The 21,543-nt window shown below is 43.0% G+C and carries 20 protein-coding genes; 17 read left to right on the forward strand and 3 right to left on the reverse strand.

The annotated features are described in order from the left end of the window. The first annotated feature begins 94 nt into the window (after positions 1–94). A complete protein-coding gene (locus tag BP74_RS13000) occupies positions 95–2,488 on the forward strand; it encodes a family 10 glycosylhydrolase (RefSeq protein WP_496374784.1) in 2,394 nt (797 codons plus the stop codon). Between the two features lie 71 nt (positions 2,489–2,559). On the opposite strand, the gene BP74_RS13005 is transcribed toward BP74_RS13000, so the two are convergent. Continuing rightward, positions 2,560–4,458 (reverse strand): M1 family metallopeptidase, encoded by a 1,899-nt coding sequence (locus BP74_RS13005; protein ID WP_496374785.1) that lies wholly within the window; start codon positions 4,456–4,458, stop codon positions 2,560–2,562. A 148-nt stretch (positions 4,459–4,606) separates the two neighbouring features. Here BP74_RS13005 and BP74_RS13010 point away from each other — a divergent pair, with 148 nt between their 5' ends. From BP74_RS13010 to BP74_RS13060, 11 genes are all read left to right on the forward strand, one after another. Further along, the gene (locus BP74_RS13010; protein ID WP_496374786.1) at positions 4,607–4,939 is read left to right on the forward strand and encodes a hypothetical protein; all 333 of its coding nucleotides are present in this window, start codon (positions 4,607–4,609) and stop codon (positions 4,937–4,939) included. Between the two features lie 9 nt (positions 4,940–4,948). Then, positions 4,949–6,085 carry an acyltransferase family protein gene (locus BP74_RS13015; protein ID WP_496374787.1) on the forward strand — a complete coding sequence of 379 codons (1,137 nt, stop codon included), beginning with the start codon at positions 4,949–4,951 and terminating at the stop codon, positions 6,083–6,085. 26 nt (positions 6,086–6,111) lie between these two features. Further along, positions 6,112–7,494: a Gfo/Idh/MocA family protein gene (locus BP74_RS13020; protein ID WP_496374788.1), complete on the forward strand. Its 1,383-nt coding sequence runs from the start codon at positions 6,112–6,114 to the stop codon at positions 7,492–7,494. Between the two features lie 43 nt (positions 7,495–7,537). Further along, positions 7,538–8,251 carry a 3-keto-disaccharide hydrolase gene (locus tag BP74_RS13025; RefSeq protein ID WP_496374789.1) on the forward strand — a complete coding sequence of 238 codons (714 nt, stop codon included), beginning with the start codon at positions 7,538–7,540 and terminating at the stop codon, positions 8,249–8,251. 130 nt (positions 8,252–8,381) lie between these two features. After that, a complete protein-coding gene (locus tag BP74_RS13030; RefSeq protein ID WP_496374790.1) occupies positions 8,382–10,715 on the forward strand; it encodes a hypothetical protein in 2,334 nt (777 codons plus the stop codon). Positions 10,716–10,736: 21 nt separating this feature from the next. After that, positions 10,737–11,123 carry a DUF7793 family protein gene (locus tag BP74_RS13035; RefSeq protein ID WP_496374791.1) on the forward strand — a complete coding sequence of 129 codons (387 nt, stop codon included), beginning with the start codon at positions 10,737–10,739 and terminating at the stop codon, positions 11,121–11,123. Positions 11,124–11,219: 96 nt separating this feature from the next. Then, positions 11,220–11,675 carry a GNAT family N-acetyltransferase gene (locus BP74_RS13040; protein ID WP_496374792.1) on the forward strand — a complete coding sequence of 152 codons (456 nt, stop codon included), beginning with the start codon at positions 11,220–11,222 and terminating at the stop codon, positions 11,673–11,675. Positions 11,676–11,842: 167 nt separating this feature from the next. Further along, a complete protein-coding gene (locus BP74_RS13045) occupies positions 11,843–12,274 on the forward strand; it encodes a CBS domain-containing protein (protein ID WP_496374793.1) in 432 nt (143 codons plus the stop codon). 120 nt (positions 12,275–12,394) lie between these two features. Next, positions 12,395–12,664, forward strand: coding sequence for a hypothetical protein (locus BP74_RS13050; protein WP_496374794.1), 270 nt, complete (start codon positions 12,395–12,397; stop codon positions 12,662–12,664). Between the two features lie 39 nt (positions 12,665–12,703). Then, a complete protein-coding gene (locus BP74_RS13055) occupies positions 12,704–13,144 on the forward strand; it encodes a hypothetical protein (RefSeq protein ID WP_496374795.1) in 441 nt (146 codons plus the stop codon). Between the two features lie 108 nt (positions 13,145–13,252). Continuing rightward, positions 13,253–13,975: a murein L,D-transpeptidase catalytic domain family protein gene (locus BP74_RS13060; RefSeq protein WP_496374796.1), complete on the forward strand. Its 723-nt coding sequence runs from the start codon at positions 13,253–13,255 to the stop codon at positions 13,973–13,975. Positions 13,976–14,039: 64 nt separating this feature from the next. Here BP74_RS13060 and BP74_RS13065 read toward each other — a convergent pair whose 3' ends face one another. Further along, positions 14,040–15,476: a M48 family metalloprotease gene (locus BP74_RS13065; RefSeq protein WP_496374797.1), complete on the reverse strand. Its 1,437-nt coding sequence runs from the start codon at positions 15,474–15,476 to the stop codon at positions 14,040–14,042. Between the two features lie 436 nt (positions 15,477–15,912). On the opposite strand from BP74_RS13065, the gene BP74_RS13070 reads away from it, so the two are divergent. The 3 genes from BP74_RS13070 to BP74_RS13080 all read left to right on the forward strand — a co-directional run bounded on the left by BP74_RS13070 (position 15,913) and on the right by BP74_RS13080 (position 18,115). Further along, entirely contained in the window at positions 15,913–16,041 is a 129-nt protein-coding gene (locus BP74_RS13070; protein ID WP_496374798.1) for a hypothetical protein, read from the forward strand. Between the two features lie 394 nt (positions 16,042–16,435). Continuing rightward, positions 16,436–16,864: a response regulator gene (locus BP74_RS13075; RefSeq protein WP_496374799.1), complete on the forward strand. Its 429-nt coding sequence runs from the start codon at positions 16,436–16,438 to the stop codon at positions 16,862–16,864. Positions 16,865–17,107: 243 nt separating this feature from the next. Continuing rightward, positions 17,108–18,115: a fumarylacetoacetate hydrolase family protein gene (locus BP74_RS13080; RefSeq protein WP_496374800.1), complete on the forward strand. Its 1,008-nt coding sequence runs from the start codon at positions 17,108–17,110 to the stop codon at positions 18,113–18,115. A gap of 77 nt (positions 18,116–18,192) precedes the next feature. On the opposite strand, the gene BP74_RS13085 is transcribed toward BP74_RS13080, so the two are convergent. Then, positions 18,193–18,900 carry a head GIN domain-containing protein gene (locus BP74_RS13085; protein ID WP_496374801.1) on the reverse strand — a complete coding sequence of 236 codons (708 nt, stop codon included), beginning with the start codon at positions 18,898–18,900 and terminating at the stop codon, positions 18,193–18,195. Between the two features lie 547 nt (positions 18,901–19,447). Here BP74_RS13085 and BP74_RS13090 point away from each other — a divergent pair. Both BP74_RS13090 and murA read left to right on the forward strand, forming a co-directional pair. Then, positions 19,448–20,131, forward strand: coding sequence for a DUF4290 domain-containing protein (locus tag BP74_RS13090; RefSeq protein WP_496374802.1), 684 nt, complete (start codon positions 19,448–19,450; stop codon positions 20,129–20,131). A 107-nt stretch (positions 20,132–20,238) separates the two neighbouring features. Further along, a complete protein-coding gene (murA, locus tag BP74_RS13095; RefSeq protein ID WP_496374803.1) occupies positions 20,239–21,543 on the forward strand; it encodes a UDP-N-acetylglucosamine 1-carboxyvinyltransferase in 1,305 nt (434 codons plus the stop codon).

The raw sequence follows: 21,543 nt of genomic DNA on the forward strand, positions 1-21,543 counted from the left end.
TTCATTGCAATTTTCCACGAATAATTACTGGTATTTACTGCATTTAAGATTATGTTAGTGCTTAGGTTGCGCAAAAACCGAAACTTACTTGCATATGAATAAACATTTACTTTCTTTCTTTTGCCTGTTATTATTTTTAACTGGCAACACCCAAAACCAACCGAAAAGAGAAATGCGGGGAGCCTGGATAGCCAGTTACCTCGGTATCGACTGGCCCAACAAGAATCAAACCCCGGCATCACAAAGGGCTGCATTGATCTCCCTTTTGGATCAACACCAGGCAACAGGTATCAATACCATATACCTGCAGGTGCGCAGCCAATGTGACGCGCTTTACCCCAGTTCCATTGAACCATGGTCATCGGACCTCACGGGTACACAGGGATTGGCTCCGGCTGATGCTACATGGGATCCATTGCAATTTGCTGTGAATGAGGCTCATAAAAGAGGTATGGAACTTCATGCCTGGATCAATCCTTACCGTGCTGTGGCAACTGCTTCAAAGTTGCCCACTTTTAGTCCGGACCATGTAGCCAACAGGCACCCGGATTGGTTATTAAATAATGGAACTACCATTACATTGAACCCGGGACTAACACAGGTAAGGGATTATATCATGAATGTGATAACCGATATCGTCACCCGCTATGATATAGACGGTATTCATTTCGACGATTATTTTTATCCTCCTGCACCATTTAATGATGATGCGGCGTACAATGCCGACCCAAGAAACTTTCCTGCTACCAGTGTGGGGAGAGCTGATTGGAGAAGAGACAATGTTAACCTCCTGATCAAAAGGGTTTATGAAACGGTGATCGCCACTAAGCCCTGGATGAAATTTGGTGTTTCTCCTTCTGGCATCTATCGAAGCAGTAGCAATCCTGAAATAGGTTCCGCCACTTCTGCCGGTGCGTTACAGCACTACAGTGCTGTTTTTGCAGATTCAAAAAAATGGCTGGAGGAAGGATGGGTAGATTATATCGAACCACAGGTTTACTGGTATATCGGCCAATCAGGATCAGACTATAAAGTGCTGATACCCTGGTGGAATAACCAGGCCAATGGTCGGCATATCTATATCGGCATGGCAGGGTATAAAGTAGGCACCACAGGCTGGGCAAGCCGCAGCCAGGTGCCTGACCAGGTTCGTATGAACAGGGAAGAAGCTTATCCAAACATATATGGGCAGGCGATCTATAATTCCACCAGCCTTAAAACAAATACATTGAACTTCCGTGATTCTTTGCGTGTGCGTTTCTACCAAAAGCCTGCGCTTCAACCTTTGATGCCATGGAGAGATAATACACCACCCATGGCAGCAACTGCACTTTCAGCCGTAAAATATGCTTCTGATTCAGTTGTGCTCTACTGGATGCCCCCGGCATTTACTGATAATGAATTGGATAAAGCTAAGAAGTATGTTGTGTACCGGTCTGAAGATCCTGTAGTAGACATTACCAATGCTTCGAATATTGTAGCTATCACCAATGAAACTCCAACATTCACTGACAAGAATATTGAACCCGGCCTAAACTATTATTATGTAGTAACTGCGCTGGATCGTTTTCAAAACGAAAGCAGCACGACCAACACAGCTTCTACCCTGCCTCCAACGATCACCTGCCCTGGCCAACAGGTATTGACGTTGGATGCAGCTTGTTCTGTAGCAATGCCTGATTTTACAGCCCTGGCTATTGTCAATAATGGAGTAGCAGGTTCTGCACCCCTTACTATTACCCAATCCCCGGCGGCAGGAACTATCCTTCAGGGTGTAAGTTCGCAACAGGTAATGTTGACTGTTTCTGACCCTGCTGGAAACGGCGCTTCCTGCAATTTTGAGCTAGCTACAGAAGACCATACTGCACCTGTTATCACTGCAGCAAATACCAATCCCGCTGTTCTGCAAGTACCTAATCATAAAATGCGTGAGGTGAAAGTTAACTATGCAGTGACTGATCATTGTGGTCCTGTATCATCTATACTTTCCATAACAAGTAATGAAGACCAGGGCAACGAAAATGATTGGGAAGTTATAGACAATCATCGCATCAGGTTGAGGGCTGAGCGCAACGGAACGGGTAGTGGCAGGATCTATACGATTACCATTACAAGCACGGATGCTTCAGGCAATAGTACTTCACAAAACCTCGAAGTAACTGTTCCGCATGACCAGGGTGATTATGTAACTCAAGCCAGGATAAATGAAGCAAATAAGAAGTCTAATGAAATGGCAAAAGGATTTGAGGTCATTGTTTCTCCGAATCCGGCTATTGATCATTTTACTATTCATACGCAATCAATTTCTGACCTGCCAGTAAGCTTTAAGGTTACTGATAATACAGGAAGAGTCATTGAGGTCAGAAAGTCCTTGCCCGCAAATGGTGTGTTCCAGTTGGGGTCGCGTTTCAAGGCAGGTGTGTATTTCCTGGAGATCAGCCAGGGACAACAGGTAAGAACTTTAAAGTTATTGAAGACAAGCAAGTGATCAAAAGTTATATAAAAAACCGGGCAAGTTTTCTTGCCCGGTTTTTTATTGAAATAATCCAATGATAATTATCAAAATGTATTGGCAGCCTTTTTCTCCACTGGCCATTTATTATTCTCAATGTCAGCATCCATAAAAAGGCCTCCATCAATTTTTATTGATTGCAGTTCTTTTTGACCTGCGATCTTTACAATGGCCTGTTGCTGATTGGTCTTCCATACTGCAGCTGACTGGTGTTGTGTTTCGGAAGTTCCATCTTTGTAATGAATATACAGATCAAAAGGCGCTGCCATTCCACCGATATTATCAATCGTAACAGCTGATCCTGTTTTTGTCCTGCTAACATTTTTAATGGCGAGGTCAATGTAATTATGTGAAAAGAACCAATTGTTCCAGAACCAATTTAAATCCTGTCCTGAAGACCTGTTAAACGAATAAAAGAAATCCCAGGGTAGCGGATGTTTGCCATTCCAGCGATCCATGTAGTCATGCAGGCATTTTTTAAAGAGTCCATCACCCAACATATCCTTAATGGCCAGGTAACCCAGTGAAGGTTTGCCATATTCATTAATGCCAAGGCCACCTCCACTGAGGTTAGCGCCAGGCGTTATGATAGGTAGATCCTGTGATTGTGAGGGATCGTTGATCCAGTTTTGCACCCTGAATTGCTTATACCAGTCATCAGCTTTTTCCATGCCCATCATATCGCGGTTGAAGAGGCATTCAAAGGTGGTAGCCCAGCCTTCATCCATAAATCCATAACGTGTTTCATTAATACCCATGTAGAAAGGCATATAGCTGTGCGCTATCTCATGCATGGCAACAAAGCGGGAAAATAAGGTATCATCATAAGTTTCATCATTGGCCATCATAGGGTATTCCATGCCGGCATATCCCTGGAACACTGTTGTCTTTTCATATGGGTAAGGAATGCCCGGCCAGTTATTGGATAACCAGTCAAGTGCCCCTTTTGCAAAATGAACTACATGGTGAAAGTCTGCTGCAGTATCATTAAAAGCCGCCTGTGCTGAAGCCCTTCTACCTGTTTTACGATCCACTACAACAGAGGAGGCATCCCATACAAAATGATCGCTGATTCCAAAAGCCACATCTGGTACATTCCTCGAAGAGAATTTCCAGGTGTTTACGGGATTTTGCGCAGTGACCTGTTTTTTGTTGATATCCTCCTGGCTAACAACATGAATTACATCATCTGCAGTAAGAGAACTGCTGAACTTTTTGGCAACGGCAGGTTGCAATACTTCGGTGGGATTTAACAGCGTGCCTGTGCCCCAAACCAGGTAATTTTTAGGTACCTGCACCTGTACTGAATAATCATTGAAGTCATTATAAAATTCAAGAGCATCATTGAAATCGGTAAAATCCCATCCCTGGTAATCATCATAGACAGCTACACGTGGATAGCAATAAGCCAGGAAAAAACTTGTGGAATCAATCATCCCTTCCCGGTTACTTTTAAGGGAAACATCATAATGCCATTTTATGGATAGCTGCACCGAATCGTGTGCATTCAAAGGCTTATCCAGTTTTACGGGAACTGTGGTAAAGTAATAGGGTTGGTTATTCCATGGCTGGAATTTACCATTTACCAGGAAGGAATCAATATGCACACCCTGGGTCAGGTATTTTTCCTGTGCGCCACCAAGCCTGGGTGCACCGGGTTTGTGAATATTCACAATGAGTTTGAAAGCAAGAAAGGGTAAGGTGTCAGGACTATTATTGAAATAGGTGATGGTTTCACTTCCCTGTATGGTGCGGTTTGGAGGTGCAACAGAAAGGGAAATATTATAGTAAGCCCTGTTTTGCCAGTATTTATTTCCAGGCCTGCCATCCATAGAACGTGTGCCCTTATTATAGGCTTTCTGAATGTCACGTGGTGTGTACAGTTTCTGGGCCTGCACTAAGTTAAATGGTAGGGTAAAGCAAACGATAACGATCAAACGAAACATATTTAAAATGTATTTATAGGGAAAATAGTAATGAAACGGTATCCTCCAAATATTTTTTGTGATAGCCGGTAGAATTACAGATTTAAAGGAAATGAAACCGACTATAAATTATTTCTTATCTTAACTATCTCTACATCATCTCACTTACATGCGCCTATTATTTGTTATTGTAACCGCATTGCTTCTCTATAGTTGTGAACCCGCAGGGTTCGACAGCGATAAAAGACAGATCAGGGCAAAGGATGAAATCCGGGCTAAACTTCCCAACAGGAGTACAGAATTTGATATCACTTCTTTTAAAGAAGATACTTTGCACAACTGGCCTGACAGCAATATTAAAAATCCTTTACAGTATTCCATGGACTATGTGTTCAAGGATTCATCTGGAAACATGCGCCATGAAAAAGGGAATGTAGTATTTACCCCTGACGGCAAATCAGTCATTCAAACAAAGACCGGCGATAGTTCTTTGATCCATTAAAATTCATTTATGCGTCCACCACTTCAACGCTTTCTTTCGCTCGATGTGTTCCGTGGCATGACCATCTGTTTTATGATCATTGTGAATACGCCTGGTAGCGGGGCTACTCCTTTTGCACCGCTGGAGCATGCCACCTGGCATGGCTTTACCCCTACAGATTTGGTGTTCCCTTCCTTTTTATTTGCTGTAGGAAATGCCATGAGCTTCTCGCTGGATAAATACCGCGAGTTGGGGTCAGGAGCGTTCTTTAGAAAAGTGTTTTCAAGAACTGTGTTGATATTCCTCCTGGGATACCTGATGTATTGGTTTCCGTTTTTCAGGCTGGATGCACAACACCATATGACCGGTGCCCCGATAGGTCATACCAGGATCATGGGTGTGTTGCAACGTATTGCACTTTGCTATTTTTTTGCTTCCCTGTGCATTCATTACCTGTCGCGCAAACAAATAATAGTTGTGAGCATTTCCCTTTTGATAGGCTATTGGATCCTATTACTACTATTTGGAGATCACCAGCAACCATTCAGCATGCTGGGGAATGCAGGTATGTCACTTGACAGGTTCCTGATGGGAACAAATCATTTGTACCACGGTGAAGGCATACCCTTCGATCCTGAAGGTTGGCTGAGCACCCTGCCTGCTATTGTCAACGTGATAGCGGGTTACTTAGCCGGCAAATACATACGGGAGAAAGGAAAGAATTATGAAACGGTCACTCACCTGGCATTAGCCGGTTTTGGACTGATCTTTATGGCACTCTGGTGGAACATGATTTTCCCGGTGAATAAAAAGCTATGGACCTCTTCTTTTGTATTGCTTACTTCTGGTATTGACATGGTGCTGATAGGCGCTCTTATTTATGTCATCGAATTGCGTAACTGGAACAAGGGAGGGTGGACCAGTTTCTTCCTGGTAGTGGGTAAGAATCCATTGGTGATTTATTTGCTTTCCGAATTACTGGTCACGGTATTGTTCATGATACCCATGGGCCAGGGATACAGCTTTTTTGGCTGGATCAACAAGGTATTATTCCAGGTCATTGCTCCCGGACCGGTGGGCTCTTTCCTGTTCGCCATTGCGTATATGCTGCTTTGCTGGAGTGTGGGCTGGTGGCTGAATAAGAGAAAGATCTATATCAGGGTTTAATAAAAAATTCAACAGTAACTTAAAATATGGACAAGGAGAAAAACGATAAATCCCGGAGGTCTTTTATTACCAATGCTACCAAAGCGGCAATAGGGGCTTCTCTGTTTCCATCAATTGTTACCGCCCGGGACAGGGCCAGGCATTTAGAGAATCTTCAACGTGTAAAGCAGCATTACAGTGCCAATGACCAGTTGCAGATCGCTTTGATCGGTTCAGGAGGTATGGGTGTGGCTGATGCCACAACCGCACTGACCGTGCCTGGAATAAAATTATTGGCTGTTTGCGACTTGTATGACGGACGTTTGGCAGAAGCCAAAAAAAGATGGGGCAATGATATTGCCACCACCCGTGATTATCGTGAAATTCTTAACCGCAAGGACATAGATGCGGTGATTATTGCAACGCCGGACCATTGGCATAAGGATATATCGGTAGCTGCCATGAATGCAGGCAAGCATGTGTATTGCGAGAAACCCATGGTGCATGAGATTTCTGAAGGAGCAGCCGTAGTGGCAGCCCAGGAAAAGAACAAAGTAGTGTACCAGGTAGGCAGCCAGGGATTGAGTTCATTGGGAAACGAAAAAGCAAAAGAATTATTAAAGGCGGGTGCTATTGGCCAGCTGAATTATGCAGAAGGGTTTTGGGCCCGGATGTCTCCCACCGGTGCCTGGCAATACCCCATCCCTGCGGATGCTTCTCCCGCCACTGTAGGCTGGGATGCCTTCGTAGCCAATACCAACAAAAGACCTTTTGATGCCACCCGGTTTTTTCGCTGGAGGAATTACAGGGATTATGGTACGGGTGTATCAGGTGACCTGTTCGTCCACTTATTTTCAAGCCTTCATTTTATTACCGGCTCCATGGGACCCAATAAGATCATGGCAACCGGGGGCCTGCGCTATTGGAAGGACGGCCGTGAAGTGCCCGATATCATGCTGGGTATGTTTGACTACCCAGAGACCAGCATTCATCCCCCATTCAACTTATCACTCAGGGTAAATTTTGTGGATGGCACAGGTGGCACCAACTACCTGCGCATGGTAGGCAGTGAAGGATCGATGACTGTGGAATGGGACAAGGTAACCCTATACAAGAACCGCAACGTGGTTGATGCAGGTGATCCATTGCTGAAAACAAAAAATGCAGCTACAGGCAAAGAGTATGTCTACGAACGCAAAAGCATGCAACCACCGGAAAAGCTGGAATACACGGCTGAAGAAGGTTATAAAGGTGCACATTTTGACCATTTCTATAATTGGGCAACGGCTATCAGGAACAATAAAAATGTAGTAGAAAATTCATTGTTCGGTTATAGGGCTGCTGCACCAGCCCTATTGTGCAATGACAGCTATTTTGGTAATAAGATCATGCAATGGGACCCTGAAAAATTAAAGGTGCTGCATAGCTAATGATTCTATTAACATAACATTCAAGTCAATAATAACTATGATGATGAAACAATTAATAATTCTATCCCTTGCAGCCATGTTGTTGAATGCCTGCAGCGGGACAAAGGCCGTAACCGATAATAACCTGGCAAGGCAGGAGGAGCAACAGGGATATCATTTATTATTTAATGGACGCAACATGGATGGCTGGCGTACCTATCAGAATAAACCAGCTGATTCCTGGAGCGTAAAAGATGGTGCTTTATACTGCAAGGGAAGTTCAACTGACAAATCGGACAGGAGAGCAGATTTGATCACCATAGATCAATTTGAGAACTTCGATCTTTCCGTTGACTGGAAGATCTCTCCAAAGGGCAACAGTGGTATCATGTACATGGTGACAGAGGATTATCCAACTGCTTATTTAAGCGGTCCTGAATACCAGATCATTGATGATCTGAATTTCCCGGAACACCTGGAAGACTGGCAAAAAACTGCTGCCAATTATGCCATGAACACTGCTCCGGCAGCAAGACCCAATCCTGTTGGACAATGGAATCATACACGCATAGTCGTTAATAAGGGTCATGTGGAGCATTGGCTGAATGGCACCAAGGTGGTGGACTACCAGTTATGGACAGACGAATGGAAGCAACATAAAGAATCAGGCAAATGGAAGGATGCACCTGGTTACGGTGCCTCAAAAAAAGGTCATATTGCGCTCCAGGATCATGGCAGCGAGGCCTGGTTCAGGAATATAAAGATCAAAGCCCTGTAATAATAGCGGACTGAACCGCAGAGATTCCCTTTAGTTTTATTAAAATTCCGGCGTGAGGTCAAATGGCTGTTGCTCTATTGGTATCTTCAATTTTGTTGATCGTAACTTTTATACATTGAACCCTACCATAATGAAAATAGCAATGCTACTCACGGCATGGATGACCTTTTCCTGCCATAACGGATCAGGAAAAGATGTGCAGCAAGATCCTAATAAATTGCCGCTGACCATTCGGAATTTTTACCAGGATAATAATTATAACGACAAACCAGTTACGTTGATCGATGGTGATCTGAAAACGCATTTCGTTCCCGCCTGGAACCTGATCTACCAGCCCCATGATGTGGTGGTGGATATTTCGGATTACAAAGCCACCATCAAAAAGATCCGCATCTACGATGGACAGGGGGATAAGTTCAATACCAAACTGATCCTGGTTCGCAAGGACAATGAACAGGAAGTGGAAGTAGGTACGTACACTGGTGATAAATACGAAACCTGGGTAGAGTTCACGCCTCCTTCTTCTTTCGAGGCATCCAGGTTCATTATGCGTGGCGGTGCCAATGGCGGGTATGGTAATGAGCTGGAACTGATAGGAGATTATACTCCGTATAAAGAGCCTGTATATAACAGGACCAGGAAGCCATTAAAGGATTTGTTGGGTGTTAATGCGCATTGGTGGGATTTTTTAAATAACATGAATATGAAAGGCACGGCTATAGTTCCAGCCAAATACAATGCCTTTATGGATCTTGGACTTACTTCTTTAAGAAATTATGGCAATGCAAAAGAATATCAACCGGTAAAAGACAAATGGGCTTTCAATCCGGTTCGTCAGGGCTGGTATGAAGAAGACCTTTTTGCACAAATAAAAAAGGATCGTCCTGATATGGTTTGCTGGTCTGTCATGCAGGGGCAGTTTGATTTTATTCATAATTCCTGGGATGTGCCTGACCCTACTTGCCAGTTCACAGGTACTGTTTCGGAATATATTAATCATGGAACCTGGGGAGTTTTAGTATTGCAATCAAATTCCAATAAAAATACAGGTGGTTTCAAACGCTGGCATATTGAACTGGCCAGCCCTGTACCTAATGGAAAAACGGCTAAGGATTTCGTCACTACATCCACCAACCAAATGAATATTCCTACTTCTCATCCATCGCGGGTCGAAATGGGAGTGGGGGGCAACTTGCCCTATGTACCTGGAATGAAGGTGTTAGTAACAAAAGGTCAGAGTAGTGAATTAAATATTTACTATGCGGACAACAATAAAAGAGATGATTTGAACACCTGGGAAGTATTGGGCAGAATGGCCTACGTGATGGCTTCACGGAAAGGAAAAAACACAAAAGTGCCGGCTTATAATGTATGGTCACATGTTGATTATGATCCGGAGCATTCCAAATGGATTGCGCCAAATGAAGTGGTAAAAGGAAGCGGCACCGCTGATCTTTTTGAAGGAATGAATGAACCCAATGCATTCTGGGCTGGGTATGACGACTTTCTCAATGGAAGATACCTTGCTCCTGCCTGGTCCATGATGTATGACGGGCATAAGGGACAGTTTAAAAATTGTGGGGTAAAGAATGCCGATCCGAATTTTAAAATGAGCACTTCCGGGTTGGCAACTGCGTCCACCGATATTATGCGTGCCGTGTACTGGTGGAGTAAAAAGAACCGGGGTATCAAAAAAGACGGCACTGTAGATCTGCCCTTTGATATTATCCAGTTTCACAACTATTCCTATACCGGTGGCACAAGCCAGTATGCAGGTGGTGTGCAGGGTGGTCTACCCCCTGAATTATCAAATGTCCTGGAAGCTGCAGATGAATTTGTATGGTATTCCAACAAGTATGCAGCAGGAAGGGAAGTGTGGATAGGAGAATGGGGTTATGATGTCAATCCTGAATCTCCCATGAATGCACCTGCCTATGGAAAATATACAGCAGAGCAAACCAGGGCCAACTGGGCCATGAGGACAATTTTGGAATATGCAGCACATGGCATTGACAGGGCTCAATGGTATCGGTTGTACCAGGATGGCAACTGGGCTGACAAAGATGCCACGCAGTTTTCCACCATGTCCTTATTAAGAGAGAATGAGGATAAAACGATCTCGCGCCGGTTGGTAGGAGATTATTTCAAACAGGTTGGTGAATTGGGTGATTATGTTTTTGAAAGTCGGGTAAGCGAAACGCCAAGGGTATTAAAATTCAGGAAGGGGAAAGAAGTAATGTATGCCATTTGGGGTGTAGAACAAATGAAGAAAGAAAAGGAAAGTCGTCCCGTGTTTACAGAAACCACCGGGATGTATGAATTACCACTCCCGGGTGTAAGTTCAGTGACGAAAAAAGAGTTCAGGGATGGCAGTAGTGCCATGCATATGGAAAAGATGAATGTCAATGGTAAGTTGAGCGTAAATTATAGTGCTAAGCCACTTTTTATCCTGGCTACTGAATAACCGGCCATTATAATTTTTAAAATGAAAATTCCAACAGACAGGCCAGTATATGAAGGAGAGATCGCAACCTACTGGTTCGATGATGGCATTCTTGTGTCGCTATCCAAAAGCCCTAGGCGAACTGTTGCCAACATTACTGCTAATGTGGCCCTGGTAAGGCAAATAACCCATAACCAAAGGGTGCCTTTATTGATCTATCTCTCTGATTCGCCCGTTCCGGATAAAGAAACAAGGAAATTTTCCACTACCCAGTTACCAATAATTTATTCAGCCATGGCAATGATCTCTAAACCCGGGTTGGCGCAATTCATTATGAAAATCTTATTCAGGTTGAAACCCCCTCCAATACCCATGAAAAGCTTTACACATGACCAGTTAGCAAAGGAATGGCTAAAACAGTATCGTTAACTGGAGGATGTTTACTGTTTGAAAGCTTTTTAGGTATTCTTGCTGATCCTACATAAGCGGCGATTTATTATCATATTAGTTATTATTATGCCGGGAATGGATATACTAACAGTACATAGAGGTGACTTTACTATTTCGACAGATAGCTCAAAGCTTGATTTGCCATTTATCCATGAGTTCTTATCCAAAGAGGCTTATTGGAGCAAAAACATTCCATATGAGGTAGTTCAGGCTGCGGCCAGGAATTCGCTGAATTTTGGAGTATTTCATGAGGGCCAGCAAGTTGGGTATGCCAGGGTGATCACTGACTATGCCACCATTGCTTACCTGGGCGATGTATTTATTATCACGAAATTCAGGGGGCAGGGATTATCAAAATGGTTACTGGAGACTGTTATGAAGCATCCAAACCTGCAGGGCTTCCGGCGCTGGATACTACTAACAAGTGATGCACATAAGTTGTATAAAAAGTTTGGATGGACAGAAATAGCCAGTCCTGAAAAATGGATGGAAAAACATGATCCGGCAGCATATGCCACAGAGAATGGATGATGTATGTAAAGCTGGCACCCTGATCAGCTACCTGTATTATGGAACTGATCTATACCATATTGAATTTTTTACTTCCTGAAACAGTTATCAGGAATTGGAGAACACCTGTAAAAAATCATTTTTTAGTGGGCTTTTTTTTGGTAAATTACCCCTAAATAATCTTTACTATGCATACTGTCAACCAGATACTTTCGCGTAAAGGATCCAATGCTATTTCTATTCCTTTACATGCTACTGTACTAGAAACCCTGAAGTTAATGGCTGAAAAGAACATAGGCTCAGTAATGGTGCTGGATGAAGATCAAAACTATTGTGGCATAGTTACAGAAAGAGATTATTCCCGCAAGGTTATTTTAAAGGGCAAGAGTTCTACAGATACAAGGGTTGAAGAGATTATGACCAAGGACCTGCCCCGTGTTTCCCCGAAAGATACAGTTGAACATTGCATGGAGCTGATGTCGGAGAATAACATCAGGTATATACCCGTGTTTTCCGGCAATGAGCTGAAAGGTATTGTTTCTATGAGTGATGTCGTAAAAGAGACTATACTCATGCAACAGGAAACGATCGACCACCTGCATCAATACATCAGCCTTTGATTGATTAGCATAAACTAATATGTAGTTTCATGTTGCTATGCAGGATGGTTTATATCCTGCTATTGCATAACTTGAGCCTTGGTATTAATTTTGAAAGATAACAATCCGAAAGTATCGGCTATGACTAAACGCACGTATATATTGATCTTTTCCCTCCTTGGGTTTTTCTCTCTTGGATATGCAATTTACCGCTCTACCAGTGTACGCACTACAGTTATGGAAAATGGTATGCAGGTTGTTTATGGTGAGCCCCAGCACGGACTTATCTTAGGGCTTTGCCTGTTAGCTGGTATTTGTATCCTCGGAATTGTCCTGTTGCTTATGGATCGCAAAGACTGGACTGAAGATGCCAAAGTCCTTTCTAAGAGGACAGTAGAGCCTTTTAAATAAGCAATCGGTTAATTCTGTACATTGCTTTTTAATTCAACGATGTACCGCAAAAAACCTGATGTAGATGTTATCATGGATATCCTGGATGCAGCAGTAGCTGCATATCCATCATCAGCATTCCTGCAAAGTCTTTGGGGCCAATACCAGGAACGCGGAGGTTTGAGCAAAAAGCAATTGGAAGGTTTATTTAAAAAGACCCAGACCTTATCCACCATTCCTGATAATAAAAGAGCCACACTACAGGCTGAAATATTAAAAAGACCCAACAGGTACAAATCTGATAAACCTGCTACTACTCCATTGTATCAAAAGGATGAGCGCATTGGCGCAATGGTTGAAGGCGTACTCGCCAAATATCCCCAGCATAAAAGAGTTCTCTATTTTAAGCTTCGCTACGATAATAACGAAACCTTGTCTACTGCAGAGGTTACAGAACTGGAAAAGTTTTACAAACTTAGTGGAGGCAAGCTTCTCCCCTGATCTGTTGCATATTTCTTAATATTCCATATTGCTTTCGTATTAACTTTTCTAACTGCCATCCAAATACGAAATTTGTGCTCCCTTCACACCTAAAACCCAGCTATAACCATGAAAAAAACCATCTTCTTTTCTACCCTTTTTATGTCCTTTTCTCTATTGTTTTTATCCTTCGTAAATAAGGATAGCAATGATGAGATTGCTGCTAAAACTGTAAAGACAACAAACTCAGTTCCTGCACCTTCATTAGCTGATACCTTAATGGACAGCCTTCATCTTGACTCTCTCGGTTTAACGCAGGAGGCTGTTGAGTATGCTGTAAAGGGATTTGGCAAACTGGACAGTTTAGGTAAAGTAAACAATCCTTATTTGACTATTGTTGACCTTAGCCAGTCTTCCAGGAAGAAAAGATTTTATATCATTGATATGCGTACTCATCAATTGGTATGGAACACATTTGTTTCTCATGGCAAGAACTCTGGAGTGGATATGGCCGAGAAGTTTTCCAACCAGATGAATTCAGAAGAAAGCAGCCTTGGTTTTTATGTTACAGAAACAACCTATACCGGTAAGCATGGTTTGTCATTGCGCATCAATGGCCTTGAGGAAGGATTCAATTCAAATGCAGAAGCCCGTGGGGTGGTGGTGCATGGAGCACCTTATGTGAATGCTGACAGGGTGAATAGTGGGTATATGGGTCGCAGCCAGGGATGCCCGGCCTTACCTGAAAATGAATACGCCAAAGTGATCAACATTATTAAAGATGGTTCGGTTCTTTTTGTGTACCATCCATCAGCAGAATACCTGCAATCTTCTTCTATATTAAATAGCTGATCTTATTATAATAAAGCAAAAGCCTGTGCACCAAAATGCACAGGCTTTTTTATTGGGGCAAGAATTATTGACCTACAATTTTGATCAGTGTACCGCTCTTAAGATTATCCTTCAGGTTCATCCCATTTAAGACTGCCAGTTCTTCAAGGCGGGTGGCAGGCATATTATAATAACGCAAGGCCTGTTCCAGCGTGCCTGCCTGGGCTACAGACTTGATATGAATACGTTCAGGCTTTCTATTCATTTTGCTGGCGTCAGTTAATTGACGGAAACTCTGCATGCTGTTAGTGAAATATGAGCTATAGGCGTTGAAATCAGCAGGTGCTGATAAGCCAATCATGTGATAGATCATATTACCATCCTGTATCAGGTAAGACAAGGTTCTTATCACACCCTGTTGCTGGGGAAGGTCTGCGACCATAGCAATTGCTGATAATCCATTTACATTCACTTCCCTGGTTTCTACAGGCTGTAATTTATATTGTTGTACAAGGGCATTGGCAGCCTCCTGGAGGGTTTTGCCGGGTGCCAGCATAAAGATCATCAATGCTTTTCCATCTTTTGGGGCCATCTGAACCTGCTGTGGAGAATTCTGGTATGCCCAGCCTGTGGGTACATTAAATTGAAATTTTAATTCAGGGTGGTAAAAGACCTGGTTTTCCAGGTAGCCTTCCCTTGGATCATCACCATATATCAAACCTTCAATTCTTCTCAGGTAACTTTCTGAATTGACCATGGGGTTGGTAAGATTCAGTTTCTGTCTCCATTCAGTTGCCAGTTTGGCTACTGTTACATTTCTTTCACCCGGATCAGGGTGTGTGGACAAGAAGGGAGGCAAAGCCTCGGCTCCACTACTTTGTTCCTGGCGTTTAAGTGTATTGAAAAAGTCGGCCATTTGCTGGGCATCGTAATTAATCTTGGAGGAATATTCCACACCAAGTTCATCTGCCTGGCGTTCATCATCCCTGCTGTATTTCAGCATCATTAACTGGAGGCCCTGCGAAGCCAGGTCCGCAAACTGTGCAAGGTTTGGATTGATCACAATACCGGCTATAATTCCCAATTGGCCCAGCATGGAAGCCCTTTGTTGTGCCACTGAGTGCCGGGCAGCAATATGCCCAATTTCATGTCCTAAAACTCCGGCAAATTCTGCCTCGTTATTAAAATAGGCCATAATGCCACGGGTAAAATAAACATAACCCCCTGGTATGGCGAAGGCGTTTACCACGTTGGAATTCAACACCCTGAAGTTATATTCTATATTGGGCCTGTGTGAAACAGCGGCCATCTGTTTCCCTTTTTGATTGATAAAGCGCTGAATGGATGAATCGGGATACAATCCAAACTGTTGAATAACCTGGGGGTCAGCCTCTTTACCTTGTGCAAGCTCTTGTTGTTCAGACATTAAGACAACTTCCTTTTTCCCAGTAACTGGATTGCGGGCACAGTTGCTGAAGAAAACCAGCGAGGCAATGCATCCGGTAAATAATAATCTTTTCATTGTTCTGTGTTTAAAAGCCAGGGAATAGTTTTATCCAATCTCTACTATGCAACGACAATGCCATGGAGTTTGGGCATAATGGGCGGCTTACTATTTCAAATGAGAAAGAAAATCGTAACCAAAAAATTTTGAATCAGTAAACTGGTAAAGAATACCATAAGGACATCACTTTTTCTAGATGTGGTGAATATTAAATAAGCAACTTCAACAGTAAAAATCGGGTTGGAATTAAGTAGTTTATAATGTCCAGGTTAGTCAAACGGATCATCCATTTATCCTTTATAATTTTGATTTTTGACCTGCGTTTCTCCCATTTCATCCCCTGTTATCAAGCAGTGAACAAAATGAATTGCTAAATAAACCTTCTTTGTAAATAATCGTATTAGATTTATAGTAAACAAAATCCAATAATCGTCGTCTAATTAAAAAAACCATTATGGATACATTGATAACCACATGGGAAATGAACCTCGAATCAAACCCTGTTCCTGATACAAGGGAAGAAATAGCAGCAGGTCCACTTGAGCCTTATACACTGGATTGGGATTCTATAAACTGGAACTAAATTAAGACTCGTAGATTTACGAATATTCCTTCTCGTAATCTTCCCAACAAACTGAACTTGTTTCAGTAAATACCATATACACAAAATCGGTTAAAACTGCTCTTGTATTGCGTTACAGAGTCAATTAGTTTTGTATCAGAAGTTGATTGATAGATATATCAATCCTCCCGATTTCAATCGGGTCCAATGTCCAGAAAACCGTCCAGTAAGTTTTTGTTTCCATATCCTGAAGAACCTAATCCAATATCAGTCAACTTCTATTTTTTTCCTCTGAAAACCCTTTAATCCTGTATCCTCTAAGTTCGTTGTAGTAACGCACTGTGAAAGCATCCCGTAATCCTATCCGTTGAAAGCCGTTGCTAATCCAATTGATTAACCATTTATTGCCCTGACCATGTGTGCTGAATTTAGAAGGCTACCGAAACGGATCCTTATCATCGACGATGATCTTGACCTGCTGATGTTGTTAGAACGTCAACTCGACAAACAAGGATATGCGGTAGAAACCGCTGCCAGCCTGCCCGAGGCTGAAGAGATCTTACCCCAGTTTTTACCTGACCTCGTACTGCTTGATATTAATATTAATGGTGAAGATGGCCGCCAGCTCTGTTGGAAATTGAAGAACTCCGACGACTATCCCCATTCAAAAGTGATCATCATCTCCGGCTATGATTATAGCACCGGAAGAGCATTGTTGTTTGGTGCGGACGACCTGTTGCCTAAACCATTTCATATGGAATACCTGCTGCACCGCGTGGAGGATTTCCTGGATGACGGCAATGCCAATACCGTGTTCCCGAATAACAATATCCAGAGGGATTGAAAGGAACATTGTTTTTAAGCAATCTCCCTATAATGTGCTTCGATTTATCATTATCACCCTGGCATATCGTGATATTCCTGGTTGTTGTTTGATGCAGTGCCTAACCCTGACTTATATCACTGAGAGTTTCACTGGAGATGGTGTGGTTTGTGATACTTGCTGATTTATGTATTGTAACAATTGAAACAAACATCACCAACAACTCTACATCCTCCCTATTTTTGGCGACTTAAATAGAATGTTATGAAGTTGGTTAGCTACCTCAACGAAGATCATGACCAGTTAGGATTACTCGTAGATGGTTTGGTATATGATATGGAATCTATCCACCCTGATCTTCCGGGTAATATGAGCATGTTCCTGGCTTATTGGGAAGATTGTTTTCCTGTGGCCCAGGCAGGTGTAGATATGATACTGGATGGAAAGATCGGGCGAAGTAAGGGCAAGCCTGTTGAAAGCCTGGAACTCCTGGCGCCTGTGCCCTATCCGCCTTCCTGCCGTGATGCGTATGCTTTCCGCCAGCATGTGGCTGCCGCAAGGCGCAACCGCAAGGTGGAAATGATCCCCGAGTTTGACCAATACCCGATCTTTTACTTTACCAACCACCATAGCATCAAGGGACCTGGAGATGTAGCATGTATGCCAGATCATTTGGAAAAACTAGATTTTGAACTGGAAGCCGCTATTGTCATTTGCAAACCAGGCAGGAATATTAAAGCAGAGGAAGCCGATGAATATATTGGTGGACTGATGATCATGAACGACCTCAGTGCGCGCCGCCTCCAAATGGAAGAAATGTTGCTGAACCTTGGTCCAGCCAAGGGAAAGGATTTTGCCACTACTGTAGGACCATGGCTGGTTACTTTAGATGAATTGCAACCATTTGAAGTGGCACCCAAAGAAGGTCATACGGGTAAATCCTGGAAACTCAAAATGACCTGTTCTGTCAACGGTACGCAAGTAAGTGAGGGAAATCTGGGCGATATGGACTGGACATTTGCCGAGATTATTGAAAGAGCCTCCTATGGCGTTGATCTTTTGCCAGGTGATATCATTGGCAGCGGAACAGTGGGAACCGGATGTTTTCTTGAACTGAATGGAACCGGTAAATTAAACGACCCTGAATACCAGGAGCAATGGCTGCAGGATGGTGACGTGGTGGAAATGAATATTGAAGAACTGGGAACGCTTTCCAACACCATTGTGCAGGAAGACACCGACTGGAGTATCTTGAATCGCAAAAAAGGATAGTATGAAAATAATATAAGGTTGACATGGAATATCTTTTCCTTGTCAACCTTTTAACCTGTAACATTTCAACCTCAATCCTACACCTTCACCGTATTCATCCGCCTGGTAGTGGCAGCACCTTTATTTCTCACTTTACCCAGGAAGGAATCTTTCACCTTCAGGTCTTTAGCCGCATTCACATCCGCATGACCCACACCGGTATTTTCAATATTCATGGTCTGAACCACAAAATTTCCAGCCTCGATGGAACCTACGCCGGAATTTTTAACCGTTGCGTTTTCAGCTTTACCGCTTAAATGCACATTGCCAACACTGGTGTTTTTTATATCAATTTTAGAAGCTGTAAGCTTCAGGTCAACATTTCCTACGCTTTTGTTTTTTAAATCCAGGTCTCCAAAAGATAATTGCTCTTCAGATGCCACATTCCCCACAGTACTCAATTCCATTTCTTTCAGGTTCTTAAATGTCACATATACCTTCATTTTGGTCTTGTTATTAAAATTCTTGTTTTCCATCTTTTTCATTTCAATCACCAGCTTATCACCTTCGTTATGCACCTGGAAAAGATCCTGCAGGTTCTCATCGGCTTCTATTTTTACCGCTTCTTTATTTCCCTGCGAAAGTTTGAGCTCGTAAATGCCGGAAGCTTTTAAACTATTGAATGAAGAAACAGTTACATCACGTGTAACGATCTTTCCATTTCCTTCAATGGTTTCTCTTTTTTGTGCATTTGCAGCAGTGACTATCAACATTCCCGTAGCTGCTACCATCAGAATTTTACGCATACTTATTGGTTTTAGTTTTTAGTTACAATAACGAAATCCTTCGTATAACGAATGTAAACTCCTTCCTGTTACAGGTATACCGATGATAATTATGAGCGGTTGAAACAAAAGGTAGAGTGGTAAGACTTATGAATAAAACAAATACTTCCTGGCTTACCAAGCAATATTTGAAAGAGATCAGTTCACTCTAATTGTCAATATCAAATTGAATAAATATGTAATGAATGATGCCAGGGTAACTATTTAGTAATAGGTAAAAACTACCTGGAGGCTACCTACTTCCTACCTACTCCCTATCTACGGTATAGATACTGCGTGATGATCACGCAGTATCTATACTCCAGGTAGGAAGGAGATAGGGCGCAGCTATACCTTAGGTAGGTATGAGCTAAGGTTGAAACTGTCAATACGTGTAGTTGGAGCAGGCATGTATTTGGATACTTGACAATTTGTCCTTTCTTTTCTTTTTGCGGCCCTTTAAAAGGTTATCCGTTAATTTTAGAACTGCCTATTGTCTAAATCACCTTGTTTATTACATTTGCTTTCAATGGAATACAATACAACCAGAAATTACCTGACGATGCGTGAGTACGGGCGCCATATTCAAAAGATGGTGGAGCACCTGCTGTCTATTGAGGACAGGGAACGTCGTCAGAAGCAGGCATACGTGGTGATAGAGCTGATGGGATTTCTGAATCCGCATTTAAAGAATGTTGAAGATTTCCGCCATAAACTCTGGGATCATCTTTTTTATATAAGCGATTTCAAACTGGATGTGGATAGCCCTTATCCTATTCCAAGGAAAGAAACCTACAAGGCCAAGCCGGAACCTATCCCTTATCCCAAGCGTTATCCAAAATATTCGCACCTGGGTAAGAACCTTGAACTGGTGATCAACAAGGCATTGAAAGAAGAAAGCCAGGAAAAGCGCCAGGGATTTGCCAATGCCATCGCTTATTATATGAAGCTGGCCTACAACAACTGGCACAAGGATGTGGTGCATGATGATGCTATTCAAAGTGAATTGAACAACATCACGGAAGGACAGCTGGAGTTTACCAACACGCCATATGTAAAAGCTTACCGACCATCCCAGGACCGCGACAGGGATCGTGGTGGATATGGACGACAGCAGCGTGGAAAGTTTCAGAATAACCGCGGCGGCGGCGGCGGTGGTGGTCGCAACGACAAACGCGGCGGTGGTCAGAAGTTTGGCAAAAAGCGTTATTAATAAATTTCATACGTTATAGTACCAAAGGTTGACAAGTAATTTGTCAGCCTTTTTCTTTTAAGCAAGTAATTTGCAGGGTTCAACATTCATCATTACAATAGAATAGCATGTCATCTTTTGAAGTAACAGGAGGAATCAAACTGAAGGGAGAGATAGAACCACAGGGAGCCAAAAATGAAGCTTTGCAGATCATCAGTGCTGTGTTGCTTACAGGGGAAAAAGTGACCATCAGTAATATTCCGGATATACTGGACGTAAATAACCTGATAGAGCTGCTGGGAGAAATGAATGTAAAAGTGGAGAGGAAAGACCGCCATACCTGTGTGTTCCAGGCAGATGATGTGGATCTGAATTATTTGCGCAGCCCGGACTTCAAAAAAAAGAGCGGGCGCTTACGCGGCTCCGTTATGTTGGCAGGCCCCATGCTGGCCAGGTTTAAAAAAGCATTTATTCCCAAACCCGGGGGAGACAAAATAGGCAGAAGGCGCCTGGATACACATATACTTGGTTTTGAAAAACTGGGAGCCAGCTTTACGTATTATGCTGAAGATGGATTCTTTTATTTCAGCACTGAAGGATTGAAAGGAACTTACCTGCTGCTGGATGAACCTTCTGTAACGGGAACAGCCAACCTGGTAATGGCCTCTGTAATGGCTGAGGGTACTACCACCATCTATAATGCTGCCTGCGAACCCTACCTGCAGCAGCTTTGCAAGATGCTGAATCATATGGGCGCCAATATCTCGGGCGTGGGAAGTAATATGCTTACCATAAAAGGAGTGGATAGGCTTAGTGGTACGGAGCATCATATTTTACCAGATATGATTGAGATAGGATCCTTCATTGGGCTGGCGGCCATGACACAAAGTGATATAACCATCAGGAATGTGGGCCTGGAACACCTGGGTGTCATCCCCGACAGGTTCCAGCAATTAGGAATAAAGATGAACATCGAGGGAGATGATATACATATTCCCGGGCAGGAACTGTACGAGATACAAACCTATATGGATGGCGGTGTGCTAACAATGTATGATCATCCATGGCCGGGGCTAACACCCGACCTGCTAAGTATTATTTTAGTTGTGGCCACCCAGGCAAAAGGTTCTGTGCTGGTGCACCAGAAAATGTTTGAAAGCCGCCTGTTCTTCGTAGATAAACTTATAGACATGGGCGCGCAGATCATCCTCTGCGATCCTCACCGTGCAGCTGTAATAGGCCTGGAAAGAAAAAATAAGTTGAGAGCAATAGAAATGAGTTCCCCGGACATACGGGCAGGAGTGGCGTTGCTGATAGCAGCACTGAGTGCAGAAGGGAAAAGTACCATACAGAACATAGACCAGATAGACAGGGGATACCAATATATTGATAAACGTTTACAACACCTTGGAGCTGATATCAGGAGGGTGTGA

Source organism: Flavisolibacter ginsengiterrae DSM 18136, assembly GCF_059568575.1.

Bases quoted from the DNA above. Each gene is read 5' to 3' on its own strand.
- BP74_RS13040 (WP_496374792.1), top strand. From the start codon at position 11,220: ATGGATATACTAACAGTACATAGAGGTGACTTTACTATTTCGACAGAT.
- BP74_RS13065 (WP_496374797.1), bottom strand. From the start codon at position 15,476: ATGAAAAGATTATTATTTACCGGATGCATTGCCTCGCTGGTTTTCTTC.
- murA (WP_496374803.1), top strand. From the start codon at position 20,239: ATGTCATCTTTTGAAGTAACAGGAGGAATCAAACTGAAGGGAGAGATA.
- BP74_RS13030 (WP_496374790.1), top strand. From the start codon at position 8,382: ATGAAAATAGCAATGCTACTCACGGCATGGATGACCTTTTCCTGCCAT.
- BP74_RS13080 (WP_496374800.1), top strand. From the start codon at position 17,108: ATGAAGTTGGTTAGCTACCTCAACGAAGATCATGACCAGTTAGGATTA.
- BP74_RS13090 (WP_496374802.1), top strand. From the start codon at position 19,448: ATGGAATACAATACAACCAGAAATTACCTGACGATGCGTGAGTACGGG.
- BP74_RS13045 (WP_496374793.1), top strand. From the start codon at position 11,843: ATGCATACTGTCAACCAGATACTTTCGCGTAAAGGATCCAATGCTATT.
- BP74_RS13010 (WP_496374786.1), top strand. From the start codon at position 4,607: ATGCGCCTATTATTTGTTATTGTAACCGCATTGCTTCTCTATAGTTGT.
- BP74_RS13025 (WP_496374789.1), top strand. From the start codon at position 7,538: ATGAAACAATTAATAATTCTATCCCTTGCAGCCATGTTGTTGAATGCC.
- BP74_RS13000 (WP_496374784.1), top strand. From the start codon at position 95: ATGAATAAACATTTACTTTCTTTCTTTTGCCTGTTATTATTTTTAACT.
- BP74_RS13070 (WP_496374798.1), top strand. From the start codon at position 15,913: ATGGATACATTGATAACCACATGGGAAATGAACCTCGAATCAAACCCT.
- BP74_RS13050 (WP_496374794.1), top strand. From the start codon at position 12,395: ATGACTAAACGCACGTATATATTGATCTTTTCCCTCCTTGGGTTTTTC.
- BP74_RS13075 (WP_496374799.1), top strand. From the start codon at position 16,436: ATGTGTGCTGAATTTAGAAGGCTACCGAAACGGATCCTTATCATCGAC.
- BP74_RS13055 (WP_496374795.1), top strand. From the start codon at position 12,704: ATGTACCGCAAAAAACCTGATGTAGATGTTATCATGGATATCCTGGAT.
- BP74_RS13035 (WP_496374791.1), top strand. From the start codon at position 10,737: ATGAAAATTCCAACAGACAGGCCAGTATATGAAGGAGAGATCGCAACC.
- BP74_RS13060 (WP_496374796.1), top strand. From the start codon at position 13,253: ATGAAAAAAACCATCTTCTTTTCTACCCTTTTTATGTCCTTTTCTCTA.
- BP74_RS13085 (WP_496374801.1), bottom strand. From the start codon at position 18,900: ATGCGTAAAATTCTGATGGTAGCAGCTACGGGAATGTTGATAGTCACT.
- BP74_RS13015 (WP_496374787.1), top strand. From the start codon at position 4,949: ATGCGTCCACCACTTCAACGCTTTCTTTCGCTCGATGTGTTCCGTGGC.
- BP74_RS13005 (WP_496374785.1), bottom strand. From the start codon at position 4,458: ATGTTTCGTTTGATCGTTATCGTTTGCTTTACCCTACCATTTAACTTA.
- BP74_RS13020 (WP_496374788.1), top strand. From the start codon at position 6,112: ATGGACAAGGAGAAAAACGATAAATCCCGGAGGTCTTTTATTACCAAT.